This window comes from Sphingomonas sp. GV3 (genome assembly GCF_031082075.1).
Classification (GTDB): domain Bacteria; phylum Pseudomonadota; class Alphaproteobacteria; order Sphingomonadales; family Sphingomonadaceae; genus Sphingomonas; species Sphingomonas beigongshangi.
Map to the genome: position 1 here is coordinate 1,747,051 of NZ_JARWLE010000001.1, position 20,008 is coordinate 1,767,058.

A 20,008-nucleotide genomic window follows, 5' to 3' on the forward strand; every position below is an offset into this window, starting at 1 on the left:
TGCCAAGGCAGCCCCCCGACACGCGGTCCGGGACAAAGCTGATACCCCCGCGCGTCAGCCTGATCGTCATCCCGGCGAAGTCCGGGACCCATCAGTCCGCATTGCAGCGGCGTCGCGCCATCGCTCGCCAAGCGCGTGGATAGGTCCAGCCAATGGACGTAATGATGAGGATCGGCGGGGCGCGTCGCCGGCTAGACGCTTCGCAGCGCTCCTCGCGCCCTATTTCTTCCGCTTGAAATCGACGCTGACGACGTTCGATCCGTCCTCGACCGGGGTCACCGTCGGGCCGTCGTTCTCCGCCTCGTCATGCGGCTCGGGGCCGTCATCCGGGTCCTCGGTCGCCTGGAAGCGCAGCTCGAAGTTGACCGCCGGGTCGTGGAAGCCGGTGATCGCCGAATAAGGAATGACCAGCTTCGAAGGTACCTGGTTGAAGCTAAGGCCGACGGAGAATTTGCGCTCGTCCACCGTCAGGTCCCAGAAACGGTTCTGCAGCACGATCGTCATCTCGTCCGGGAACCGCTCGATCAGCCGCCGGGGAATGTCCACGCCCGGCGCCTGGGTCTTGAAGGTGATGTAGAAATGATGGTCGCCGGGCAGCGCGCCCGTCTCGGCCACCGAGCCCAGCACGCGACCGACGACGGCGCGCAGCGCCTCCTGGACGATCTCGTCATAGGGGATCAGGCTATCGGGCAGTCCGTCGGTCATGCGCCCTTGGGTAGCGGCTTCGCATGGCCGGTCAAGATTGTGCGTGACGACACACGCTTCTATGGGCCGAACCGATATGCGCACCGCCACGATCAACCGCTCCACCGCCGAGACGCGGATCGACGTCACCGTCAATCTGGACGGCACCGGCGTCTATGCCATCCATACCGGCATCGGCTTCCTCGATCACATGATCGAGCAGCTATCGCGCCACGGTCTGATCGACATCGACCTCAAGGTCGAGGGCGACTTGCACATCGACGGCCACCACACCGCCGAGGACTCGGCGCTCGCGCTCGGCCAGGCCATCGCCAAGGCGCTGGGCGACAAGCGTGGCATCCGACGCTACGGCGACGCGCTTTCGCCGATGGACGAGACGCTGACCCGCGTCGCGCTCGACATTTCGGGCCGGCCCTGGCTCGTGTGGAAGACGGCGTTCACGATGACCCGGCTCGGCGACCTCGACACCGAACTGATCGAGCACTGGTTCCACAGCTTCGCCCAGACCGCCGGCCTGACGCTGCACGTCGAGACGCTCTATGGGCAGAACAACCACCATATCGTCGAGAGCGCGTTCAAGGGGCTTGCCCGCGCGCTTCGCGCCGCGGTGGAGATCGACCCGCGCAAGGGCGACGCCATCCCGTCGACAAAGGGGATGTTGTGAGCGACCCCTTCGTCAGGCCGGACGCACCGCTCTGCGTGGTATCGCTGCACTACGACGCGCCGCTGGACGCGATCGACGCGCGGATGGCAGCCCATGTCGCCTGGCTGCGCAAGGGCTATGACGCGGGACTAATCCTGGCGTCGGGCCGCAAGGTGCCGCGGACGGGCGGCGTCATCGTCATGCGCGGCGACGCGGAGCGGGTGCAGGACCTGATCGCCACCGATCCGTTCGTCTCCGACGGACTCGCGCGGGCCGAGGTCACCGGCTTCACCGCCAGCATGGCAGCGCCCGCGCTGGCGGAGATGCTCGCATGACGCTCGCGCTGATCGACATACGTTCGGGCAACCTCCATTCGGTCGCCAACGCGCTCGCGGCGGCCGGCGCGACCGACGTGCTGATCACCGCTGATCCGGACGCTCTTGCCAGGGCAGATCGGATCGTGCTGCCGGGCGTGGGCGCGTTCGGCGCCTGTGCCGCGAACTTGCGCGCGATCGACGGGCTCGAGGAAGCGCTGCGCGCGGCGGTGTTCGACCATGGCCGCCCCTTCCTGGGAATCTGTGTCGGCATGCAGCTGATGGCGGAGACGGGCGAGGAGATGGGCATCCACCGGGGCCTCGGCTGGATGAAGGGTCGCGTCCGCCGCCTCGATCCCGGCACCATGGCGGCGAAGGTGCCGCACATGGGCTGGAACGACGTGCGGCCCGCGGGCGGCCATCCGCTGGTACCGGCGGGCGAGGCCTATTTCCTGCACAGCTACGCCTATGAGGGCGATGACGTGGTGGCGACCACCGACCACGCCGGGCCGGTCACCGCCGCGATCGCCCGCGACACGATGCTCGGCCTGCAGTTCCACCCGGAGAAGAGCCAGCGCTACGGCCTCGACCTTCTCGCCAACTTCCTGGAATGGCGTCCATGACCCGCACCGTACCGCTCATCGTCTTCCCGGCCATCGACCTCAAGGCCGGGCAGGTCGTCCGCCTTGCGGAGGGCGATATGGACCGCGCCACCGTCTATGGCGACGATCCCGCGCACCAGGCCGACCTGTTCGCCCGGGCGGGAGCGCAGCATCTCCACGTCGTCGACCTCGACGGGGCCTTCGCCGGCGAGTCGGTGAATGGCGACGCGGTGCGCGGCATCGTGTCCGCCTTCCCGGGCCATGTACAATTGGGCGGCGGCATCCGCACCCGTAACAGCGTCGAGCGCTGGTTCGACCTCGGCGTGTCGCGCGTGGTGATCGGCACCGCGGCTCTGGAGGATCCGGCTTTCGTCCGTGGCGCGGCGCGCGATTTTCCGGGCGGCATCGTCGTCGCGGTCGACGCGAAGGACGGCATGGTCGCGACCAAGGGCTGGGCGGACGTCTCGACGACGAGCGTGGTCGACCTCGCCCGCCGGTTCGAGGATGCAGGCGTCGCCGCGCTGCTGTTCACCGATGTCGGCCGCGACGGGCTGCTGAAGGGCGCCAACATCGAGGCGACGGTGGACCTGGCCCGCGCCGTGTCGATCCCCGTCATCGCCAGCGGCGGCGTGAAGGGCATCGACGACATCCATATGCTCGCCCTCCATGCCCGCGTTGACGGAGAGCGTGGTGGCGTCGAAGGCGTCATTACCGGCCGCGCGCTCTACGACGGGCGTCTCGACCTCGCGGCCGCGCTTGCGGTGGCGGCGGCGGCGGCATGAATCCTGGCGTCGCCGGCCTGCTGACGGGCGGAGTCGTCGGCGCCTATGCGCCGATGCTGCGCGACCAGATCCGCCGCGGCCGGATCGACGTGCCGATCGGGGGTATCAATCCGATCGGCGTTCGCCGCGACCAGCACCCGCTCGCTTACCGTGCCTGCGCCACCGCCATGGTCGCCATCGTCGCGACGCTGCTTGTCGTCTCCATCGTCCTCATCGTACGGGCCCTGCTGCCATGACCGTCCGCGCCCGCGTCATTCCCTGCCTCGACGTCGCCAGCGGCCGCGTCGTCAAGGGCGTCAACTTCGTCGACCTGATCGATGCCGGCGACCCGGTCGAGCAGGCACGCGCCTATGACGCGGCCGGCGCCGACGAATTGTGCTTCCTCGACATCACCGCCAGCGCGGAGGATCGCGGCACCATCCTCGATGTCGTCCGGCGCACCGCCGCGGTCTGCTTCATGCCCCTGACGGTCGGCGGCGGCGTACGTACCGCCGACGACGCCCGCGCGCTGCTGCTCGCCGGCGCGGACAAGGTCGCGGTCAATTCCGCCGCCGTATCGAGGCCGGAAGTCGTCGCCGACATAGCGGAACGGTTCGGCAGCCAGTGCTGCGTCGCCTCGATTGACGCGCGCCGGACCGGCGACGGCTGGGAGGTCTTCACCCATGGCGGCCGCCGCGCGACGGGAATAGACGCGGTCGCGCATGCCGTCCGCCTTGCCGAACTTGGCGCTGGCGAACTGCTCGTCACCTCGATGGACAAGGACGGAACCCGGTCGGGCTACGACCTTGCCCTCGTCCGCGCCATCGCCGACCGCGTCTCGGTACCGGTCGTCGCGAGCGGCGGCGTCGGCGGGCTCGCCGATCTCGTCGCCGGCATCCGCGACGGCCATGCGAGTGCGGTCCTCGCCGCGTCGATCTTCCATTTCGGCGAGGCGAGCATCGCCGATGCGCATGCCGCGCTCGCGTCCGCGGGCATCCCCGTTCGTCGCCCCCTCTTCGCGGATTAGCGGTTCCGCAAGGCTTGGCTGCGATAAGGCCGGCGCATGTACGCGATCGACCTGCATCCCGAGCGCAATTTCGTCGACATCCGCTGGACCGGCCTGTTCACGGCGGATGCCGTCGCCGGTTATGCGAACGAGCTGGAGCGTCGCTTCGTCGCCGGCGGCTTCCGGCCGGGCTACCTGCTCCGCATGGACATGAGCGCCACCACCGTCCAGCCGCGCGAGGCGGTCGATGCGATCCATGCGCGCCTCGGCGATTTCCCCCGCGCACGCCGCATCGCGGTCGTCACGGGCAGCGCGATCACGCGGCTGCAAGTGCAACGGTTCATGACGCAGCCCTATCTGCGCATCTTCGCCGATCCCGACGCGGCGCTTGCGTGGCTCACCGAACCCGACCTGCTGCCCGCATGATCGCGCTGTCATCGGTCGCCGGGGGCCATTCGGGCATCGTCCATCCGCGCACCGCACCCGCGCTGTCCGACGTCGCGCTGTTCGTCGTGGCGGTGGTCGGTGTCTGGCTCGCCCGCAGGGCCTTGCGCCGCCGCTTCACCAAGAACGATTGACGCGCCCCCCGTCGTCGCGCCAAGCGCAGCGGCATGGACCCGCTCGACCGTCTCGACGCCACCATCGCCCAGCGCCGCGGCGCGGACGCCGGCACCTCCTATGTCGCCAGCCTGTTCGCCAAGGGCCGGCCGAAGATCGCGCAGAAGGTGGGTGAGGAGGCGACGGAGACCGTCATCGCCGCGCTCGCGCAGCCCGACAAGCTCGTGGCGGAGGCCGCCGATCTCGTCTTCCACCTGATGGTGCTGCTTGCCGATGCGGGGTACAGCCTCGCCGACGTGCGTGCGGAGATCGCCCGCCGCGAGGGTACCTCCGGCCATGTCGAAAAGGCCGCCCGCCAGCCGTAAGGACGCCCGCGATGCCAATTGATCCCACCCTGCCCTACGACGACCAGAACATCTTCGCGAAGATCCTGCGCGACGAAATCCCCTCGCGGCGCGTCTACGAGGACGATTGGGCGGTCGCCTTCCACGACATCGCGCCCCACGCGCCGACCCACGTGCTGGTCATTCCGCGCGGCGCCTATGTGTCGTGGGACGACTTTGCCGCGCGCGGCAGCGAGGCGGAGATCGCTGGCTTCGTCCGCGCCGTCGGCACCGTCGCGCGCCAGCTCGGCCTCGTGGAGAGCGGCTATCGCCTGCTCGCCAACATCGGTCGCGACGCGGGGCAAGAGGTGCCGCACCTCCACGTCCACCTCTTCGCCGGACGTCCGCTCGGCCCCATGCTGGCGCGCTAATCGCACCGGCGCGGCTATCCTCGCGCAATATCCTGTTGCACCCGTATCATTTGCGACTAGGCTTCGCGGCTTCACCATGCGGGGGGCCGCCAAGGCCCTCAACGCAGATGGGGGGATCGCTTACATGATATTCGGGCGCGTCAAGCCACTCGACGCCATCCTTGCCACCGCCGAGAAGAAGGGCCTGCACCGCTCGCTCGGCGCCTTTCAGCTGACCATGCTGGGCATCGGCGCCGTCATCGGCACCGGCATCTTCGTCCTCACCTCCGAAGCCGCGCAAAAGGCCGGGCCGGGCATGCTGCTCAGCTTCGTCGTCGCCGGCTTCATCTGCGCCGTCGCGGCGCTCTGCTATTCGGAGCTCGCCTCGATGGTGCCCGTGTCGGGCTCCGCCTATACCTACACCTATGCGGTGACGGGCGAGATCCTGGCGTGGATGGTCGGCTGGGCGCTGATCCTCGAATATGCGGTCGGCGCCAGCGCCGTCGCGGTCGGCTGGTCGAACCATGCGGTCGGGCTGCTCAACGGCATCGGCTTCCACGTGCCCGCCGCTATCAGCAACGCCGATGCGCTGATGGCGCACATGTATCTGGCGCTCGGCGCCACGCCCAGCGCCGACCTGACGCAGGCGATGGCGACGGGCGGCTGGGTCAACGTGCCCGCCATCTTCGTCGTCGCGATCGTCACGTGGCTGCTGATCATCGGCACCACCGAAAGCGCGCGCGTCAACGCGATCCTCGTCGCGATCAAGATCGCCGCGCTCACCGCCTTCGTCCTGCTCACCCTGCCGGTCGCCAAGGCGGAAAATTTCCACCCGTTCCTGCCGACCGGCGTGGGCAATCCGTTCAACTCCTCGGGCCTTGGTGTGCTCGGCGCCGCCGCCTCGATTTTCTTCGCCTATGTCGGCTTCGACGCGGTCTCGACCGCTGCCGAAGAGACCAAGAACCCGCAGCGCAACGTGCCGATCGGCCTGATCGGCAGCCTCGCGATCTGCACCATCTTCTACCTGCTCGTCGCCTCGGGCGCGATCGGGGCGATCGGCGCGCAGCCGGTGACCTCGCTCGCCGGCCAGGTGCTCGCACCGGGCACGCCGGAGATCGCCGGCCGCTGCGCTGCCATCGTCGCCGCCGGCACGCTCGAACCCTTGGTCTGCTCGAAAGAGGCTTTGGTTCACGTCCTCGACACGATCAACTGGCCGATGATCGGCCGCCTCGTCGGCCTTGCCGCGGTGCTGGCGCTGCCGTCGGTCGTGCTGATGATGATGTTCGGCCAGACGCGCATCTTCTTCACCATGGCGCGCGACGGCCTGCTTCCCGCGAAGCTCGCCTCGGTCCACCCGCGCTTCCGCACGCCGCATGTCGTCACGCTGCTGACCGGCGTCGCCGCCGGCGTCGCCGCCGCGATCCTGCCGGTCGGCAAGCTGGCCGACTATTCCAACGCCGGCACGCTCTTCGCCTTCTTCATGGTGGCGGTGTCGGTGATGGTGCTCCGCCGCACCGATCCCAACCGCGCGCGGCCGTTCCGCACCCCCGCCGTCTATGTCGTGGCGCCGCTCGCGATCGTCGGCTGCGTCGTCCTCTATCTGTCGCTGCCGCTGACCGCCAAGCTGGTCCTGCCGATCTGGGGCGCGATCGGCCTTGTCATCTATTTCGGCTACAGCCGCAGCCGCTCCTATGTCGGCCGCGGCATCGTCGACACGCTCGACGATCCGTCGATTCAGCCGGAAACGTCGCGCTCGATCCACTGATCGGAGCGGCAGTCATCAAAAGGAAGGGCCGGTGGATCGCTCCACCGGCCCTTCTTTCTTGGCGCCACCGCCCCGCTTCCGCTGGAGAGGGGGCGCTTCATGGTCTGATCCACGTGCGTGGAAGCTCCAGCTTTGCTGGACCGCACACTCGTCCGCGCGCCTTTCAGCCCAGCTTCGCGGCCAGCAGCGCCTGCATGTCAACCATCGGCCGCGCGCCGAAGTGGCTGATAATCTCCGCCGCGCAGATCGCGCCGAGCTTCAGCGATTCCTCGAGCCCCTTGCCCTGCGCCTGGCCGTGCAGGAAGCCCGCCGCGAACAGGTCGCCCGCGCCGGTCGTGTCGACGACATGGTCGATCGGCTCGGCGTTCACCTCGGCGCGTTCACCGCGCTGGATCGCGCACGCACCGTGTTCGCCGCGCGTCACCACCAGCGTCGGCACCTGCGCGGCGATCTTCGCCACCGCCGCTTCGAAGTCCTCGACCTCCGCCAGCGCGGTCAATTCGTTCTCATTGGCGAACAGGATGTCGATCATCCCGTCGACGATCAGCGCACGGAAGTCGCCCCCGTGCCGGCCGATGCAGAACACGTCCGACAGCGTGAAGGCGACGCGCCGGCCGGCACCGCGCGCCGCCTCGATCGCGGCGCGCATCGCCGCGCGCGGCTCCTCCGGATCCCACAGATAGCCTTCGAGATAGAGGATCTCGGCATCCTGGATGATCGACAGGTCCAGCGCGCCCTCGGGCAGGAACTGCGACGCCCCAAGATAGGTGTTCATCGTCCGCTGCCCGTCGGGCGTGACGAAGATCAGGCAGCGCGCCGTGGTCGGCTGGCCGGGGCGGACCGCCGTGTCGAAATGCACGCCCGCCGCGCGGATGTCGTGCGCGAAGACCTGGCCCAGCTGGTCGTCGGCGACCTGGCCGATGAAGGCGGTGCGACCGCCCAGTGCGGCGATGCCGGCGACCGTGTTCGCCGCCGAGCCGCCCGACACCTCGCGGCCGGGCCCCATCTTCGCATAGAGTGCGTCGGCATCCTCGGGAGAGAACATCAGCTGCATCGAACCCTTGGCGACGCCGATCTCCGCGATGAAGGCGTCGTCGGCCTGGGCCAGGATGTCGACGATCGCGTTGCCGATCGCGACCACCTCGAAACGGGGCTGGGTCAAGGTAGGGGAAGCTCCGAAAATAGGGATAAAGCGGCTCCCTACCGTCCTTCGCGCCGCCGCGCGAGCCCTTGCTTGACGCGCGGCCGCCGCCACGTCACCTCGCAGGGACGATGTTCCGCGCTCTCGTGCTCACGCTGCGCCAGCTCGGCGACCCCGCGATCCTGCGCGTGCTCGCGAAGTCGCTCGCGGTCACGCTGGTCGTATTCCTCGCCGGTGGTTTCGGCCTGTTCGAACTGCTGCGTCGGTGGCTGGCCGGCTTCGCGGGCGGCCATGACGACGGCCTTGCCGGCGTCGCCGCCATTGCGATCGGCCTGCTCGCCGGCTGGCTGTTGTTCCGCGTCGTCGCGATCGCGATCATCGGCCTGTTCGCCGACGATATCGTCGCGGCGGTGGAGACGCGTCATTATCCCGCCGCCTTCGCTGCCGCGCGACCCGTCGGCGTCGCCCGCGCCGCGCGGATGGGCCTTGCCTCCGCGCTCCGGGCCTGCCTGGTCAACCTGCTGATGGTGCCGGTCTATCTGGCGTTGCTCTTCACCGCGATCGGGCCGATCGTAGCCTTCACGCTGGTCAATGCCTGGCTGCTCGGCCGAGACCTCGGCGACATGGTGGCGAGCCGGCACCTCGACGATGCGACGATGCGGGGCTGGCGCAGGTCCACCGCCGTACCGCGCTTCGTGTTGGGGCTTGTCGCCACGGGGCTGTTCGTGGTTCCGCTCCTCGGCTTGCTCGCGCCGATCGTCGGTGCGGCGATGGCGACGCATCTGTTCCACGGGGGAAAGACATGAAGGCTCGCTTCACACTCGCGGTGGCGCTCGCATTGTCCGCCTGCGCCGCGCCGGGCGTCGTCGCCCCGCCCGTCGCCAATCGCGCCGTCGTCCCCTATACCAATGTCGGTCTGGAACGGGTCATCGGCCAGAACGCCGCCGGCCTGATCTCCCTATTCGGCCAGCCCGACGCAGACACGCGCGAGGGCCCGGCGCGCAAGCTGCAATTCGCCGGACCGATCTGCGTCCTCGACGCGTACCTCTACCCCAAGGAGGGCAATGGATCGGGCGGCGAGCAGCGCGTCACCTATCTCGACGCGCGCGAGCCCGACGGCAGCACGATCGACCGAGCCAGCTGCGTCGCGGCGCTGACCCGGCGCGACGGCGGGAAATAGGCGCGGCACTTTCCGCCCGCGGCCCTCGTCGCGCTGGCAGCAACGTGGCGCGCGGGCGACGACCCGGCCACCCGCCCGGGCAGTGAGGACGCAACGGCGACAGTCCCACCTTATAGCGGCGGCAGGAAGCGGTCGATCCGCGCCATCACCGCCAGCCGGCGCGCGTCCGCCTCGCGCAGCAGCTCGTGCCCCTGCCCGGCATAGACCGCCACCTCCGCGCACGGCAGGCGCCGCGCCGTGCGCAGGATCGCGCGGCGGCTGACGATCGGATCGCGCGCCGACACCAGCAGCAAGGCCGGCGTCGCGACCCTTTCCAGCGGCGCGGCGTGCAGGCGCGCCAGCGATTGGCACGCCGCCAGCGTCCAGCCCCAGCTCGGCGCACCCGAGGCGATGGCCGGGTTCGTCGCCTTCCACCAGACCTTGTCCGCCTGCCGCTCCGGACAGGCGGTCATCCGGCCGCGCACATGCCCGGCATCGCCCTTCCACAGGCATCGTCGCCCCTGCCCGGCCGCGACCGCGCCGCGCGCCGCCAGCGCGATCGCGCGCGTGCCGAGCGGGCCGGCGCGGATCCCCAGCATCGGCGCCGCCAGCACCGCCGCGTCGAGCCGCACGCCGCGTTCGGCCAGCAGCCGCAGCAGCAGGTGCCCGCCCATCGAATGCGCCACCGCGACGTGCGGGCCGCCGCCGCGTCGCCAGTCGTCGACGAACGCCGTCAGATCCTCCAGCAGCGGCTCGAAGCTGTCGAGGTGGTTGACCAGCGGGTCGGCGAGCAGGCGCCCCGACCCGCCCTGCCCGCGCCAGTCGAATCCGGCGATGCTCCACCCGGCGGCGCGCCAGTGCGCCATCGCCTCAAGATATTTTTCCGCGAAATCGCCGCGTCCGCCCAGGAACAGCAGCCGCCCGCGCGGCGCCTCCGCCGGCCAGTCGAAGGCGCGCAGCGCCCAGCCGTCCGCCGCGATCCATGGCGCGAACGTCATCCCGACCGGATGGCGCCGCCGATCGATCGCTACAGCCGCGCCAGTGCCCATCGCGCCGCCTCCGCCACCACCGCGTCCGGATCGTCCACCAGCGCCGCCAGCGCCGGGCGCAGCGCCGGCGAACCGCTGTTGCCCGCCGCGATCGCCGCGTTGCGCACCATCCGGTTGCGCCCGATCCGCTTGATCGGCGATCCCGCGAACACCTGCCGGAATCCCGCGTCGTCTAGCGCGAGCAAATCGGCCAGATGCGGTACGGTCAGCTCCGCGCGCGGCTGGAACGCCACGTTCGCCGCCGCGCTCGCCGCGAACTTGTTCCACGGGCACACCGCCAGGCAGTCGTCGCAGCCGTAGATGCGGTTGCCGATCGCGGCGCGGAATTCCTCGGGGATCGGCCCGGCATGCTCGATCGTCAGGTACGAGATGCAGCGCCGCGCATCGAGCTGGAACGGCGCCGGAAAGGCGTCCGTCGGGCAGGCTCGCTGGCACGCGTCGCACGAACCGCAGCTCTGCCGCATCGCACCGTCCGGGGCGAGGTCGAGCGTCGTGTAGATCGCCCCCAGGAACAGCCAGCTGCCATGCTCGCGGCTGACCAGATTGGTGTGCTTCCCCTGCCAGCCCAGTCCCGCCGCCTCCGCCAACGGCTTTTCCATCACCGGCGCAGTGTCGACGAACACCTTGAGGTCGCATTGCTCCGCGGCGCCGTCTGGCCCGGTGACGGTGGCGCCTTGCTGCGCCAGCCAGCGGCCGAGCGCCTTCAGCGCCTTCTTGACGACGTCGTGGTAATCCTGACCCTGTGCGTAGACGGAGATGCGGCCGACCTCGCCCTCCGCTTCGAGGCGCAGCGGATCGGCGGCGGGGGCATAGCTCATTCCCAGCGAGATGACGCTGCGCACCGCGGGCCACAGCCCCGCCGGTGCCTCGCGGTGATGCGCGCGCTCCGCCATCCAGATCATGTCGCCGTGCCGCCCCTCGGCCAGCCACTGGCGCAGCCGCTCGGCGGAGCGCGGCGCGGCATCGGCACGCGTGATGCCGCAGGCGACGAACCCCAATTCCGCCGCCTTGGCCTTGATCCGATCTTCCAGCTTGTCCTGCGGCACGCGCGCCCGCTACCACATACCGGCGCCGCGTCGAAGGTGCCATGATTTGGGGGCAGGGTGAACGGCAACGATCTGGCAGTGTCCGCGCAAGGCTTGGTGAAACGCTACGGCGAGCGGCGCGTCGTCGACGGCGTCGACCTCGCGGTGCCGCGCGGCGCGATCTACGGCGTGCTCGGTCCCAATGGCGCGGGCAAGACGACGACGCTGCGCACGTTGCTCGGCATCATCGAGCCCGACGAGGGACGCCGCGCCGTCTTCGGCCATGACGCGCCGCGCGACGTCAGCGACCGCATCGGCTATCTGCCCGAGGAACGCGGCCTCTACCCCGCGATGAAGGCGCGCGAGGCAATCGCCTTCATGGGCGCGCTGCGCGGTCTCGACTGGAAGACGGGTCGTGCCCGCGCCGAACAGATGATGGAGGCCGCCGGCCTCGGCTACGCTACGGAGCAGAAGATCCGCAAGCTGTCGAAGGGCATGGCACAGCTCGTCCAGCTCCTCGGCAGCGTCGTCCACCGCCCCGACCTGCTCGTCCTCGACGAGCCCTTTTCCGGCCTCGACCCCGTCAACCAGGAAAAGCTCGAGGCGCTGATCCTCGCGGAGCGCGATCGCGGCGCGACCATCCTCTTCTCGACGCATATCATGGCGCATGCCGAGCGGATCTGCGACCGGCTGGCGATCATCGCCGGCGGCCGGCGCCGCTTCGAAGGCACGGTCGACGACGCGCGTGCGACGTTGCCGCAACAGGTGCGCTACACGCCCGCGCACGCCGGCACCGACCTTGCCGCGCTGTTGCCAGCCGGTGCGACGACGGACGGGCGCGCCTGGCGGTTCGAGATGCCCGCGGGCGGCATCGAGCCGCTGCTCGTCACGCTGATCGAACGCGGCCACGGCATCGCCGGCCTGTCGATCGAACGCCCCGGCCTGCACGACGCCTTCGTCCGCATCGTCGGCGAAAGCGCGGCAGGCGACGTCACCCATGCCGAACCCGCGGGAACCTTCGCATGACCCTTGCCCGCACCCTCCGCCAGGCGCTCACCATCGCGCGCCGCGACTTCACCGCCACGGTCTTTACGCCGATCTTCCTGCTCTTCCTGTTCGCGCCGCTGATCATGGGGTCGTTCGGCGCCATCGGCGGCATGGGCGCGGCCAGCGTCGCCGACGCGCGCGCGGACAAGGCGCGGATCGTCGCGATCGTTCCGCCGCCCGCGATGCGCACCTTCAAGGAGTCCGATGGGCGGCTGCGCGCGGTCTTCCGCCGCGACGAGGAACAGCCACCCGCGCTGGTGACCGTCGCGCCCGACGGGCGCGGCCTGGATCAGGCGCGCGGCCTCTTCGCCGCCAAGGATTACGAGGCGAGTGCCGTGCTCGCAGGGCCACTCGACGCGCCGCACGTCCTTTACGGTCCACGCGGCAAGCGCGCCGCCGACTATCTCGGCGTGCTCGCCGGCGACGCACTCGCCGCCGCGAAACTGGGGGGCAGCCTCCCCCGCGTCGCCGTCGTCAAGCTGCCGGTCGCGCGGGCGGGCGGCAGCGCCGGCGCGTCCGGCTATCGCCAGTCCGCCTCGTTCGCCGTCTTCGGCGTCTTCCTGCTCAATCTGTTCCTCGCCAGCCAGGTCGTCGGCACGATGGCGGAGGAACGCAACAACAAGGTGATCGAGGTACTCGCCGCCGCCGTCCCGCTCGAAAGCGTCTTTCTCGGCAAGCTGCTCGGCATGTTCGGCGTTGCCATCCTGTTCGTCGGCTTCTGGGCGACGATCGTCGCCAAGCTTGGCAGCGTCCTGCCGCCGGACGTCGCCGGCGCGCTCGCGCTGCAGACCGCGGTCGGACTGCCGACCTTCGGCCTGTTGTTCTTCACCTATTTCACCATGGCCTATCTGCTGCTCGGCTCCGCCTTCCTCGTCGTCGGCGCCCTTGCCTCGTCCCCGCGCGAGATCCAGATGCTGTCGCTACCCATCTCCATCGTGCAGATGGCGATGCTCGGCCTCGCGCTGGCGGGCACCGCGCATCCCGAAGGCGCGATGGGCTGGGCGGCGCGGCTGTTCCCGCTGTCCTCGCCCTTTGCCATGGCGGGTCGGGCCGCGACGGAGGCCGCGCTCTGGCCGCATGTCGCGGCGATCGCCTGGCAATTGCTCTGGGTCTCGCTGTTCATCACCTTCGGCGCGCGCCTGTTTCGCCGGGGCGTGCTCCAGTCGGGCAGCGCCAAGCCGCGCTGGTTCGGTCGCAAGCCCGTCGCGGAGCCCTTGACGTAACCGGCAACAGGGTATCTCTTGCGTCAAAAGACGCAGGAGAGGACCCATGGCCACCCAGTTGCAGGAGGCCGCGCCCGCGGCCGATCCGCTCGACGTCAGCCGCGCCGCGCTCTATCGCGACGACGCCTGGCACGCGCCATTCCGCCGGTTGCGCGAAACGGCGCCGGTCTATCGCTGCGACAACAGCGACTATGGCTCCTATTGGTCGATCTCCACCTACAAGCCGATCGTCGAGGTCGAGTCGCTGCCCGATCTCTACTCCTCCGAGGCCGGCGGCATCACCATCGCCGACATGCCGCCCGACCAGACCGTGCGCATGCCGATGTTCATCGCGCGCGACCGCCCGGTCCACACCGGCCAGCGCCGCACCGTCGCCCCCGCCTTCACGCCGTCGGAGATGGTGCGCATGTCGCCCGACATCCGGCGCCGCACCGCGGAGGTGCTCGACGCCTTGCCCTGGGGCGAGACGTTCGACTGGGTCGACCATGTCGCGATCGAGCTGACGACGCAGATGCTGGCGATCCTGTTCGACTTCCCCTGGGCGGACCGGCGCAAGCTCACCTTCTGGTCCGACTGGGCGGGCGACATCGAGCTCGTCAAGAACGAGGAGACGCGCAAGCAGCGCCTCGCCCATATGTACGAATGCGGCGCCTATTTCACCGGGCTCTGGAACGCCAAGGTCGGCAAGCCGCAGACGCCCGACCTCATCTCGATGATGATCCATTCCGATGCGATGGCGCACATGGACACGCACGAGTTCATCGGCAATCTGATCCTGCTGATCGTCGGCGGCAACGATACGACGCGCAACACCATGTCCGCCGTCGCGCATGGCCTGAGCCTCTATCCCGACGCGCGCGCGATGCTGGAGGCCGACCCGGCGATCATCCCCAATGCGGTACAGGAACTGATCCGCTGGCAGACCCCGCTCGCGCACATGCGCCGCACCGCGACGCGCGACACCGAGCTGATGGGGCAGAGGATCGCGGCGGGCGACAAGCTCGTCCTCTGGTATCTCTCCGCCAATCGCGACGAGAGCGTGTTCGGCGCGGACGCCGACGCGATCCGCGTCGACCGTCCCAATGCGCGCCGCCACCTCGCCTTCGGCCACGGCATCCACCGCTGCGTCGGCGCGCGCCTTGCCGAGTTGCAGGTCGGCGTGCTGCTGGAGGAAATGGCGAAACGCCGCATGCGCGTCGTCGCCGACGGCGAACCGGAGCGCGTCGCCGCCTGTTTCGTCCACGGCTATCGCCGCATGCCGGTGCGGCTGGAGCGCTATTGAGGATCATCTTGCGCCGATGTTCGCGCCATGTCCGCAATGACATTCGCGTTCGCTCTGTCCCACCGCCGGCTTGAGCAACGGGCCCGGCGCAGGACGCACCCCGCCTCAGGCGCGCCCCGCCGCCCGCATCCGGATCGCCATGGGGCATGATGCGCCGGGCGACCTGGCGTGGCGACGTCCGCTAGTCCTCCGAAGGCCGACAGACCGCTTTGGCCCAATTGCGGACGTCCGCTAACGCCCAAAAGCGGACACTCGAACGCGACCCTATTGGATATTGCGGCGTCGGAATGTCGCCCACGTAACCAAAGCCCAGATGCCACAAACGGAAAGGAGGCCGCGCGTTGCGAAGAACCACGGCACTACTTTGGCACAGGGCCTTGGGTCTTCTGGGCTGTCGCAAGGAAAACTGAGCAAATTAACCGACACCCAGAGAAGGCCGAGCAAGACGACGCAGGCGGCGGTGAAGGCCGCATAGGCCAAGATGACGAGGACGCGTTTGCCGAACACCTTGCTATCGTGTCACCCGACAGTGGCGGTGTCATGAGGAAGTTGTGAGCATCCGCCGAACGTCCGCTTTCCCCCAGAAGCGGACGGTCCGCGGCACGGACATTGTGACTTTTCAATCCCTCCGCCGCCGCCCGAGCCCTGCGAACACCGCGACCTTCTAACGCCTCAGCATGCGCCCAGCGACCGCGTCCAGCTTCGCGGCCAGCGCCGGGTCCCACGCCGCGCGCGCGGTGATGATCGCGCTGTCCAGCACCGTGTCGATCGGCGACGCCGGCCGCTCCGGCGGCAGCGCGCGCAGCAGGCCGAGCACCAGCGCCCGCGCCTTCGCCGCATTGGCGGAAACCTGCGCCAGCACCGCCGCCACGTCGACGCCGGCCTCGCCCTCGCGCCAGCTGTCGTAATCGGTGACCATGCCGACCAAAGCATAGGGCAGCTCCGCCTCGCGGGCGAGCTTCGCCTCCGGCATCGCGGTCATGCCGATCACCGCGCAGCCCCATTGCCGGTACAGCCGGCTCTCCGCGCGCGTGGAGAATTGCGGCCCCTCCATCGCCAAATAGCCGCCGCCGCGCGTCACCGCCGCGCCCGCCGCCTCGGCAGCATCAGCGGCCAGCGCCGACAGCCGCGGGCAGACCGGATCGGCCATGGAGACATGCGCGACCAGGCCGGTGCCGAAGAAGCTCGACGGCCGGCCGCGGGTGCGGTCGACGCACTGGTCGACGATGGTGAAGCTGCCGGGCGGCCGATCCTCCGCCAGCGACCCGACGGAGGAGATCGCCAGCACGTCGGTGACGCCCAGCCGCTTCAGCGCGTCGATATTGGCGCGTGCGGGGATCGCCTCCGGGCTGATGCGATGCCCCCGGCCGTGCCGCGGCAGGAACGAGACGCGCGCCGCGCCGACGCGGCCGGTGAAGATCGCGTCGGACGGCGTGCCCCAGGGGCTCGCCACCTCCACCCAGTGGCCGTCCTCGATCCCGGCGACGTCGTACAGGCCCGACCCGCCGACGACGCCGATATGCCAGCCGCTCACGCGATCCTCGCCCGCCCGCGCGCGTAGAACAGATAGAGCAGCAGCCCCGCCGCGTTCCAGCCGAGGAAGGCGACCTGCGTCACCGCCTGCAGGCTGGTGAACAGATAGCAGCAGCCCAGGATCGCGACCGGCGCGACGATCCAGGCGAGCGGCGTGCGGAACGGCCGCCGCGCCTCCGGATCACGCCGCCGGAGGACGAGGACGCAGGCGGCCACCGCGACGAAGGCGCACAGCGTGCCGGCATTGGCGAGGCTGGCGATGACGTCGAGCGGCGCGAGGCCGGCGACGATCGCGACGAACACCGCGGTCATGGCGGTGATCCGCGCCGGCGTGCCGCGCTTCGACACCTTGGCGAGGCCGCTCGGCAGGAAGCCGTCGCGCGCCATGACGAGGAAGATGCGGCTCTGGCCGTAGAGGAAGGCGAGCAGCACCGTCGGCAGGGCGATGGCGGCGGCGGCGGCGACGATCGTCGCGATCCGTCCCTGCCCGATCTCGCGCAGGATGAGCGCCAGCGGCTCGGGGCTGTCGCTGAACCGCGTGAAGCTGAGCGCGCCGACCGCGGTCGCGGCGACGATCATGTAGATGGCCGTGCACGCCAGCATCGATCCGACGATGCCGATCGCCAGGTCGCGCTCCGGCTTCTTCGCCTCCTCCGCCGCGGTCGAAATCGCGTCGAAGCCGTAGAAGGCGAAGAAGATGATCGCCGCGGCGCCCATCACGCCATATTTGACGCCGCCCTCGCCCACCGGCGCGCCATAGCCATAAGGGGCGAAGGGGTGGAGGTTGGCGACGTCGAAATGCGGCAGGGCGACGCCGACGAACAGCGCCAGCGTCACGATCTTGACCAGGACCAGCGCGGTATTGACCCGCGCGCTCTCCCGCGTGCCGAGCATCAGCAGCCCGGCGACGAGGGCGATGATCGCCACCGCCGGCAGGTTGACGATGCCGCCCAGCCCCGGCCCGTTGGCGAGCGCGGCCGGCACGACGATGCCCAGCCCCTTGAGGAAGCCCACCGCATAGCCCGACCAGCCGACCGCCACGGTCGAGACGACGAGCGAATATTCGAGGATCAGGCTCCAGCCGACGACCCAGGCGATCACTTCGCCGAGCACGGCATAGCTATAGGTATAGGCGGATCCGGATGCCGGGATCATCGTCGCCATCTCCGCATAGCAGAGCGCGGCGCAGGCGCAGATCGCGCCCGCGACGACGAAGGACAGGATCACGGCCGGGCCGGCGCGATCGGCACCGACGCCGATCAGCGTCAGGATGCCGGTGCCGACGATCGCACCCACGCCCAGCGCGACGAGATGGGGCCAGCTGAGCGTGCGGGCGAGCTGCTCGCCCGGCGGGGTCGGCTGGATCGTCTTGCGACGGAACAGACCCCCGCTCACCAGACGTGCACCCGCTTTTCGGGCGCCAGATACAGCGCATCGCCCGGCTTGACGCCAAAGGCGGCATACCAGTCGTCGATGTTGCGCACCGTCTCCGCGCGGAAGCGGCCGGGCGCATGGACGTCGCCCTGCACCTGTGCGCGGACCGCCTTGTCGCGCGCCTTCTCCGCCCAGCTCTGCGCGAAGGCGAGGAACAGCCGCTGGTCGCCGGTCAGGCCGTCGATCACCGGTGCCGGCTTGCCGCCCAGCGAGGCGTGATAGGCATCGAGCGCCGCGGTCAGGCCGGCGACGTCGGCGATATTCTCGCCGAGGGTCTGCTTGCCGTTGACGTGCAGGCCGGGCAGCGGCTCGTAGGCGTCATATTGCGCGACCAGCGCCTGGCCCTGCGCCTCGAACCGGGCAAGGTCCTGCGGCGTCCACCAGTTGCGCAGCCGCCCCTCCGCATCGAAGTCCGCGCCGAGATTGTCGAAGCTGTGGCTCACCTCATGGCCGATGATCGCGCCGATCGAACCGTAATTGGCGGCGGTGTCACGCGTCGGGTCGTAGAAGGGCGCCTCGAGGATCGCGGCCGGGAAGTTGAGCGCGTTCTGCAGCGGCAGGTTGAGCGCGTTGACCACCTGCGGCTCGATCCACCATTCGCGCCGGTCGACCGGCCGGCCGATCTTCGCGAGCTGCTGCCTGGTGTGCGCCAGTTCGGCGCGATCGACATTGCCGACCGGATCGTCGGCCCGGACGTCCAGCCCGCTATCATCCGCCCAGGCGTCGGGATAGCCGATGCCGACGACCATCGTCTCGATCTTGCGTCGCGCCTCCGCCTTGGTCGCGGGCTGCATCCACTTGAGGCCGGCGACGCGGGTATCGAACGCCTTCAGGATATTGCCGACCATCGCCTGGATGTCGGCCTTGGAACTAGCCGGGAAATAGCGCTGGGCATAGATGCGCCCGACCGCACCGCCCAGCGCGCCATTGACCGCAGCCAGCGCCCGCTTGTCGCGGGCACGCTGCTCGGGCGTACCGCTCAGCGCCTTGCCGTAAAAGGCGAAGCTCGCCTGATCGAACGCGCGCGGCAGGACGCCGGCGACCCGGTCGATCCGATGGAAACGCAGCCAGTCCTGCCACGCCGCCAGCGGCTCGCTCGCGACCAGCGCGGACAGGCCGGTGATCGCGGTCGGCTGCCAGACGACGAAGTCCTGCTGGCCGCCGAGCTTCGCCGCCTGCCAGAAGCCCGTCCAGTCGATGCCTGGCGCCTTCTTCGCGAAATCGGCCTTCGTCCACGGATTGTCGGCCTTGTGCGCATCCTGGCTGGTGACGAGGTCGACATGCGCCCTGGCGATCTTCGTCTCGAGGTCGATCACGCGTCCTGCACGGGCCGCCGGGTCGCTGAAGCCCGCAAGCTGGAACAGAGTCGTCACATAGGTGCGATAGGCGTCGCGCACCTCGCGCATCGCGGGCGTGTCCGACAGATAATAATCGCGGTCGGGCATGCCGAGACCGCCCTGCAGCACGTAGGGGACCGTCTTGCTCGGCGTGTCGAACGCCTGCGTGACGAACAGGCCGAGGATGTTGCCGGTCTGGAAATCCGTCGCGTTGAGCGGATCGACGTCGGCGCGCACGTTGCCACCGAGAAGGCGCGACAATTGCCCCTTGTCGCGCACCGCATCGATCGCCGCGAATGCCGGTTTAAGCGGCGCGATACCCCGCGCCTCGATGCCGGCCTGATCCGTATAGGCCGTGTAGAAGTCTGCGATACGGCGCTGGTCGCTTCCCGCCGGCCCCTTTGCCGCACGGGCGTCGGCGACGATCGCGGCGTTGCGCTGGTCGGCGAGTTCGATGACGCGCAGGAAGACACCGGTGGAGGAACGGTCCGCGGGAATCACGGCCTTGGCGCGCCATCCGCCATTGGCATAAGCATCGAAGTCGTCGCCGGGCTTGACGCTGCGATCGATCGAACCGGTGTCGACACCGGCCGGGCGGTTTTGTGCCAGGGCGGCCGTGCCGGCAAGCAGCCCGACAGTGGCTGCAAGGACGAAGCGCTTCATCGGATCATCATCTCCATAATCATGCGTT

General features: G+C 69.6%; 23 protein-coding genes. 16 read left to right on the forward strand and 7 right to left on the reverse strand.

Annotated elements, in window-relative coordinates; translation table 11 throughout:
• Positions 1-219: 219 nt before the first annotated feature.
• Positions 220-705: an SspB family protein gene (locus tag RF701_RS08215; RefSeq protein WP_203310222.1), complete on the reverse strand. Its 486-nt coding sequence runs from the start codon at positions 703-705 to the stop codon at positions 220-222.
• A 76-nt stretch (positions 706-781) separates the two neighbouring features.
• Here RF701_RS08215 and hisB point away from each other — a divergent pair, with 76 nt between their 5' ends.
• The 11 genes from hisB to RF701_RS08270 all read left to right on the forward strand — a co-directional run bounded on the left by hisB (position 782) and on the right by RF701_RS08270 (position 7,087).
• The gene (hisB, locus tag RF701_RS08220) at positions 782-1,369 is read left to right on the forward strand and encodes an imidazoleglycerol-phosphate dehydratase HisB (RefSeq protein ID WP_203310221.1); all 588 of its coding nucleotides are present in this window, start codon (positions 782-784) and stop codon (positions 1,367-1,369) included.
• Complete coding sequence (locus RF701_RS08225; protein ID WP_203310220.1) at positions 1,366-1,683, forward strand: YciI family protein; 318 nt, start codon at positions 1,366-1,368, stop codon at positions 1,681-1,683. The genes hisB and RF701_RS08225 overlap by 4 nt, the downstream gene beginning before the upstream one ends.
• Positions 1,680-2,285, forward strand: a complete 606-nt coding sequence (gene hisH, locus RF701_RS08230; RefSeq protein ID WP_210359375.1) for an imidazole glycerol phosphate synthase subunit HisH — start codon at positions 1,680-1,682, stop codon at positions 2,283-2,285. Before RF701_RS08225 ends, hisH begins: the two co-directional genes overlap by 4 nt.
• Positions 2,282-3,046 (forward strand): 1-(5-phosphoribosyl)-5-[(5-phosphoribosylamino)methylideneamino]imidazole-4-carboxamide isomerase, encoded by a 765-nt coding sequence (gene hisA / locus RF701_RS08235; RefSeq protein ID WP_308814656.1) that lies wholly within the window; start codon positions 2,282-2,284, stop codon positions 3,044-3,046. The genes hisH and hisA overlap by 4 nt, the downstream gene beginning before the upstream one ends.
• Positions 3,043-3,282: a hypothetical protein gene (locus RF701_RS08240; protein WP_308814657.1), complete on the forward strand. Its 240-nt coding sequence runs from the start codon at positions 3,043-3,045 to the stop codon at positions 3,280-3,282. Before hisA ends, RF701_RS08240 begins: the two co-directional genes overlap by 4 nt.
• Entirely contained in the window at positions 3,279-4,052 is a 774-nt protein-coding gene (gene hisF, locus RF701_RS08245) for an imidazole glycerol phosphate synthase subunit HisF (RefSeq protein ID WP_308814658.1), read from the forward strand. The genes RF701_RS08240 and hisF overlap by 4 nt, the downstream gene beginning before the upstream one ends.
• A gap of 36 nt (positions 4,053-4,088) precedes the next feature.
• Positions 4,089-4,457, forward strand: coding sequence for an STAS/SEC14 domain-containing protein (locus RF701_RS08250; RefSeq protein WP_210359379.1), 369 nt, complete (start codon positions 4,089-4,091; stop codon positions 4,455-4,457).
• Positions 4,454-4,609, forward strand: coding sequence for a hypothetical protein (locus RF701_RS08255; protein WP_210359380.1), 156 nt, complete (start codon positions 4,454-4,456; stop codon positions 4,607-4,609). The genes RF701_RS08250 and RF701_RS08255 overlap by 4 nt, the downstream gene beginning before the upstream one ends.
• A 33-nt stretch (positions 4,610-4,642) precedes the next feature.
• Positions 4,643-4,954, forward strand: a complete 312-nt coding sequence (locus RF701_RS08260; protein ID WP_308814659.1) for a phosphoribosyl-ATP diphosphatase — start codon at positions 4,643-4,645, stop codon at positions 4,952-4,954.
• An 11-nt stretch (positions 4,955-4,965) separates the two neighbouring features.
• Positions 4,966-5,343: a histidine triad nucleotide-binding protein gene (locus RF701_RS08265; protein WP_308814660.1), complete on the forward strand. Its 378-nt coding sequence runs from the start codon at positions 4,966-4,968 to the stop codon at positions 5,341-5,343.
• A gap of 124 nt (positions 5,344-5,467) precedes the next feature.
• Positions 5,468-7,087 (forward strand): amino acid permease, encoded by a 1,620-nt coding sequence (locus RF701_RS08270; RefSeq protein WP_308814661.1) that lies wholly within the window; start codon positions 5,468-5,470, stop codon positions 7,085-7,087.
• Between the two features lie 163 nt (positions 7,088-7,250).
• Here RF701_RS08270 and RF701_RS08275 read toward each other — a convergent pair whose 3' ends face one another.
• Entirely contained in the window at positions 7,251-8,249 is a 999-nt protein-coding gene (locus tag RF701_RS08275) for an adenosine kinase (protein WP_308814662.1), read from the reverse strand.
• Between the two features lie 110 nt (positions 8,250-8,359).
• Here RF701_RS08275 and RF701_RS08280 point away from each other — a divergent pair, with 110 nt between their 5' ends.
• Positions 8,360-9,034 carry an EI24 domain-containing protein gene (locus RF701_RS08280; protein WP_308814663.1) on the forward strand — a complete coding sequence of 225 codons (675 nt, stop codon included), beginning with the start codon at positions 8,360-8,362 and terminating at the stop codon, positions 9,032-9,034.
• Entirely contained in the window at positions 9,031-9,408 is a 378-nt protein-coding gene (locus RF701_RS08285; protein ID WP_210359386.1) for a hypothetical protein, read from the forward strand. The genes RF701_RS08280 and RF701_RS08285 overlap by 4 nt, the downstream gene beginning before the upstream one ends.
• 110 nt (positions 9,409-9,518) lie before the next feature.
• On the opposite strand, the gene RF701_RS08290 is transcribed toward RF701_RS08285, so the two are convergent.
• Complete coding sequence (locus tag RF701_RS08290) at positions 9,519-10,436, reverse strand: alpha/beta hydrolase (protein WP_308814664.1); 918 nt, start codon at positions 10,434-10,436, stop codon at positions 9,519-9,521.
• Positions 10,415-11,482 (reverse strand): tRNA epoxyqueuosine(34) reductase QueG, encoded by a 1,068-nt coding sequence (gene queG / locus RF701_RS08295; RefSeq protein WP_308814665.1) that lies wholly within the window; start codon positions 11,480-11,482, stop codon positions 10,415-10,417. Before queG ends, RF701_RS08290 begins: the two co-directional genes overlap by 22 nt.
• 57 nt (positions 11,483-11,539) lie before the next feature.
• Here queG and RF701_RS08300 point away from each other — a divergent pair, with 57 nt between their 5' ends.
• The 3 genes from RF701_RS08300 to RF701_RS08310 are packed head-to-tail and all read left to right on the forward strand — an operon-like array spanning position 11,540 to position 15,013.
• Entirely contained in the window at positions 11,540-12,487 is a 948-nt protein-coding gene (locus tag RF701_RS08300; RefSeq protein ID WP_308814666.1) for an ATP-binding cassette domain-containing protein, read from the forward strand.
• Positions 12,484-13,731 carry an ABC transporter permease gene (locus RF701_RS08305; protein WP_210359389.1) on the forward strand — a complete coding sequence of 416 codons (1,248 nt, stop codon included), beginning with the start codon at positions 12,484-12,486 and terminating at the stop codon, positions 13,729-13,731. The genes RF701_RS08300 and RF701_RS08305 overlap by 4 nt, the downstream gene beginning before the upstream one ends.
• Positions 13,732-13,777: 46 nt before the next feature.
• On the forward strand, positions 13,778-15,013 hold the full coding sequence (locus tag RF701_RS08310; RefSeq protein ID WP_308814667.1) for a cytochrome P450: 1,236 nt from the start codon (positions 13,778-13,780) through the stop codon (positions 15,011-15,013).
• Positions 15,014-15,677: 664 nt separating this feature from the next.
• Here RF701_RS08310 and mtnP read toward each other — a convergent pair.
• From mtnP to RF701_RS08325, 3 genes are read right to left on the reverse strand one after another with little or no spacing between them, the layout of a single operon-like run.
• Positions 15,678-16,547 carry an S-methyl-5'-thioadenosine phosphorylase gene (mtnP, locus tag RF701_RS08315; RefSeq protein WP_308814668.1) on the reverse strand — a complete coding sequence of 290 codons (870 nt, stop codon included), beginning with the start codon at positions 16,545-16,547 and terminating at the stop codon, positions 15,678-15,680.
• Positions 16,544-17,941 (reverse strand): amino acid permease, encoded by a 1,398-nt coding sequence (locus RF701_RS08320; RefSeq protein WP_308814669.1) that lies wholly within the window; start codon positions 17,939-17,941, stop codon positions 16,544-16,546. The genes mtnP and RF701_RS08320 overlap by 4 nt, the downstream gene beginning before the upstream one ends.
• The gene (locus tag RF701_RS08325; RefSeq protein WP_308814670.1) at positions 17,938-19,980 is read right to left on the reverse strand and encodes a M13 family metallopeptidase; all 2,043 of its coding nucleotides are present in this window, start codon (positions 19,978-19,980) and stop codon (positions 17,938-17,940) included. Before RF701_RS08325 ends, RF701_RS08320 begins: the two co-directional genes overlap by 4 nt.
• Positions 19,981-20,008 lie beyond the last annotated feature (28 nt).

What these genes read in the sequence shown, in the direction of transcription:
- RF701_RS08215 (WP_203310222.1), bottom strand. Translation starts at nt 705, where the DNA reads ATGACCGACGGACTGCCCGATAGCCTGATCCCCTATGACGAGATCGTC.
- hisB (WP_203310221.1), top strand. Translation starts at nt 782, where the DNA reads ATGCGCACCGCCACGATCAACCGCTCCACCGCCGAGACGCGGATCGAC.
- hisH (WP_210359375.1), top strand. Translation starts at nt 1,680, where the DNA reads ATGACGCTCGCGCTGATCGACATACGTTCGGGCAACCTCCATTCGGTC.
- hisA (WP_308814656.1), top strand. Translation starts at nt 2,282, where the DNA reads ATGACCCGCACCGTACCGCTCATCGTCTTCCCGGCCATCGACCTCAAG.
- RF701_RS08240 (WP_308814657.1), top strand. Translation starts at nt 3,043, where the DNA reads ATGAATCCTGGCGTCGCCGGCCTGCTGACGGGCGGAGTCGTCGGCGCC.
- hisF (WP_308814658.1), top strand. Translation starts at nt 3,279, where the DNA reads ATGACCGTCCGCGCCCGCGTCATTCCCTGCCTCGACGTCGCCAGCGGC.
- RF701_RS08250 (WP_210359379.1), top strand. Translation starts at nt 4,089, where the DNA reads ATGTACGCGATCGACCTGCATCCCGAGCGCAATTTCGTCGACATCCGC.
- RF701_RS08255 (WP_210359380.1), top strand. Translation starts at nt 4,454, where the DNA reads ATGATCGCGCTGTCATCGGTCGCCGGGGGCCATTCGGGCATCGTCCAT.
- RF701_RS08260 (WP_308814659.1), top strand. Translation starts at nt 4,643, where the DNA reads ATGGACCCGCTCGACCGTCTCGACGCCACCATCGCCCAGCGCCGCGGC.
- RF701_RS08265 (WP_308814660.1), top strand. Translation starts at nt 4,966, where the DNA reads ATGCCAATTGATCCCACCCTGCCCTACGACGACCAGAACATCTTCGCG.
- RF701_RS08270 (WP_308814661.1), top strand. Translation starts at nt 5,468, where the DNA reads ATGATATTCGGGCGCGTCAAGCCACTCGACGCCATCCTTGCCACCGCC.
- RF701_RS08280 (WP_308814663.1), top strand. Translation starts at nt 8,360, where the DNA reads ATGTTCCGCGCTCTCGTGCTCACGCTGCGCCAGCTCGGCGACCCCGCG.
- RF701_RS08285 (WP_210359386.1), top strand. Translation starts at nt 9,031, where the DNA reads ATGAAGGCTCGCTTCACACTCGCGGTGGCGCTCGCATTGTCCGCCTGC.
- RF701_RS08290 (WP_308814664.1), bottom strand. Translation starts at nt 10,436, where the DNA reads ATGGGCACTGGCGCGGCTGTAGCGATCGATCGGCGGCGCCATCCGGTC.
- RF701_RS08305 (WP_210359389.1), top strand. Translation starts at nt 12,484, where the DNA reads ATGACCCTTGCCCGCACCCTCCGCCAGGCGCTCACCATCGCGCGCCGC.
- RF701_RS08310 (WP_308814667.1), top strand. Translation starts at nt 13,778, where the DNA reads ATGGCCACCCAGTTGCAGGAGGCCGCGCCCGCGGCCGATCCGCTCGAC.
- RF701_RS08325 (WP_308814670.1), bottom strand. Translation starts at nt 19,980, where the DNA reads ATGAAGCGCTTCGTCCTTGCAGCCACTGTCGGGCTGCTTGCCGGCACG.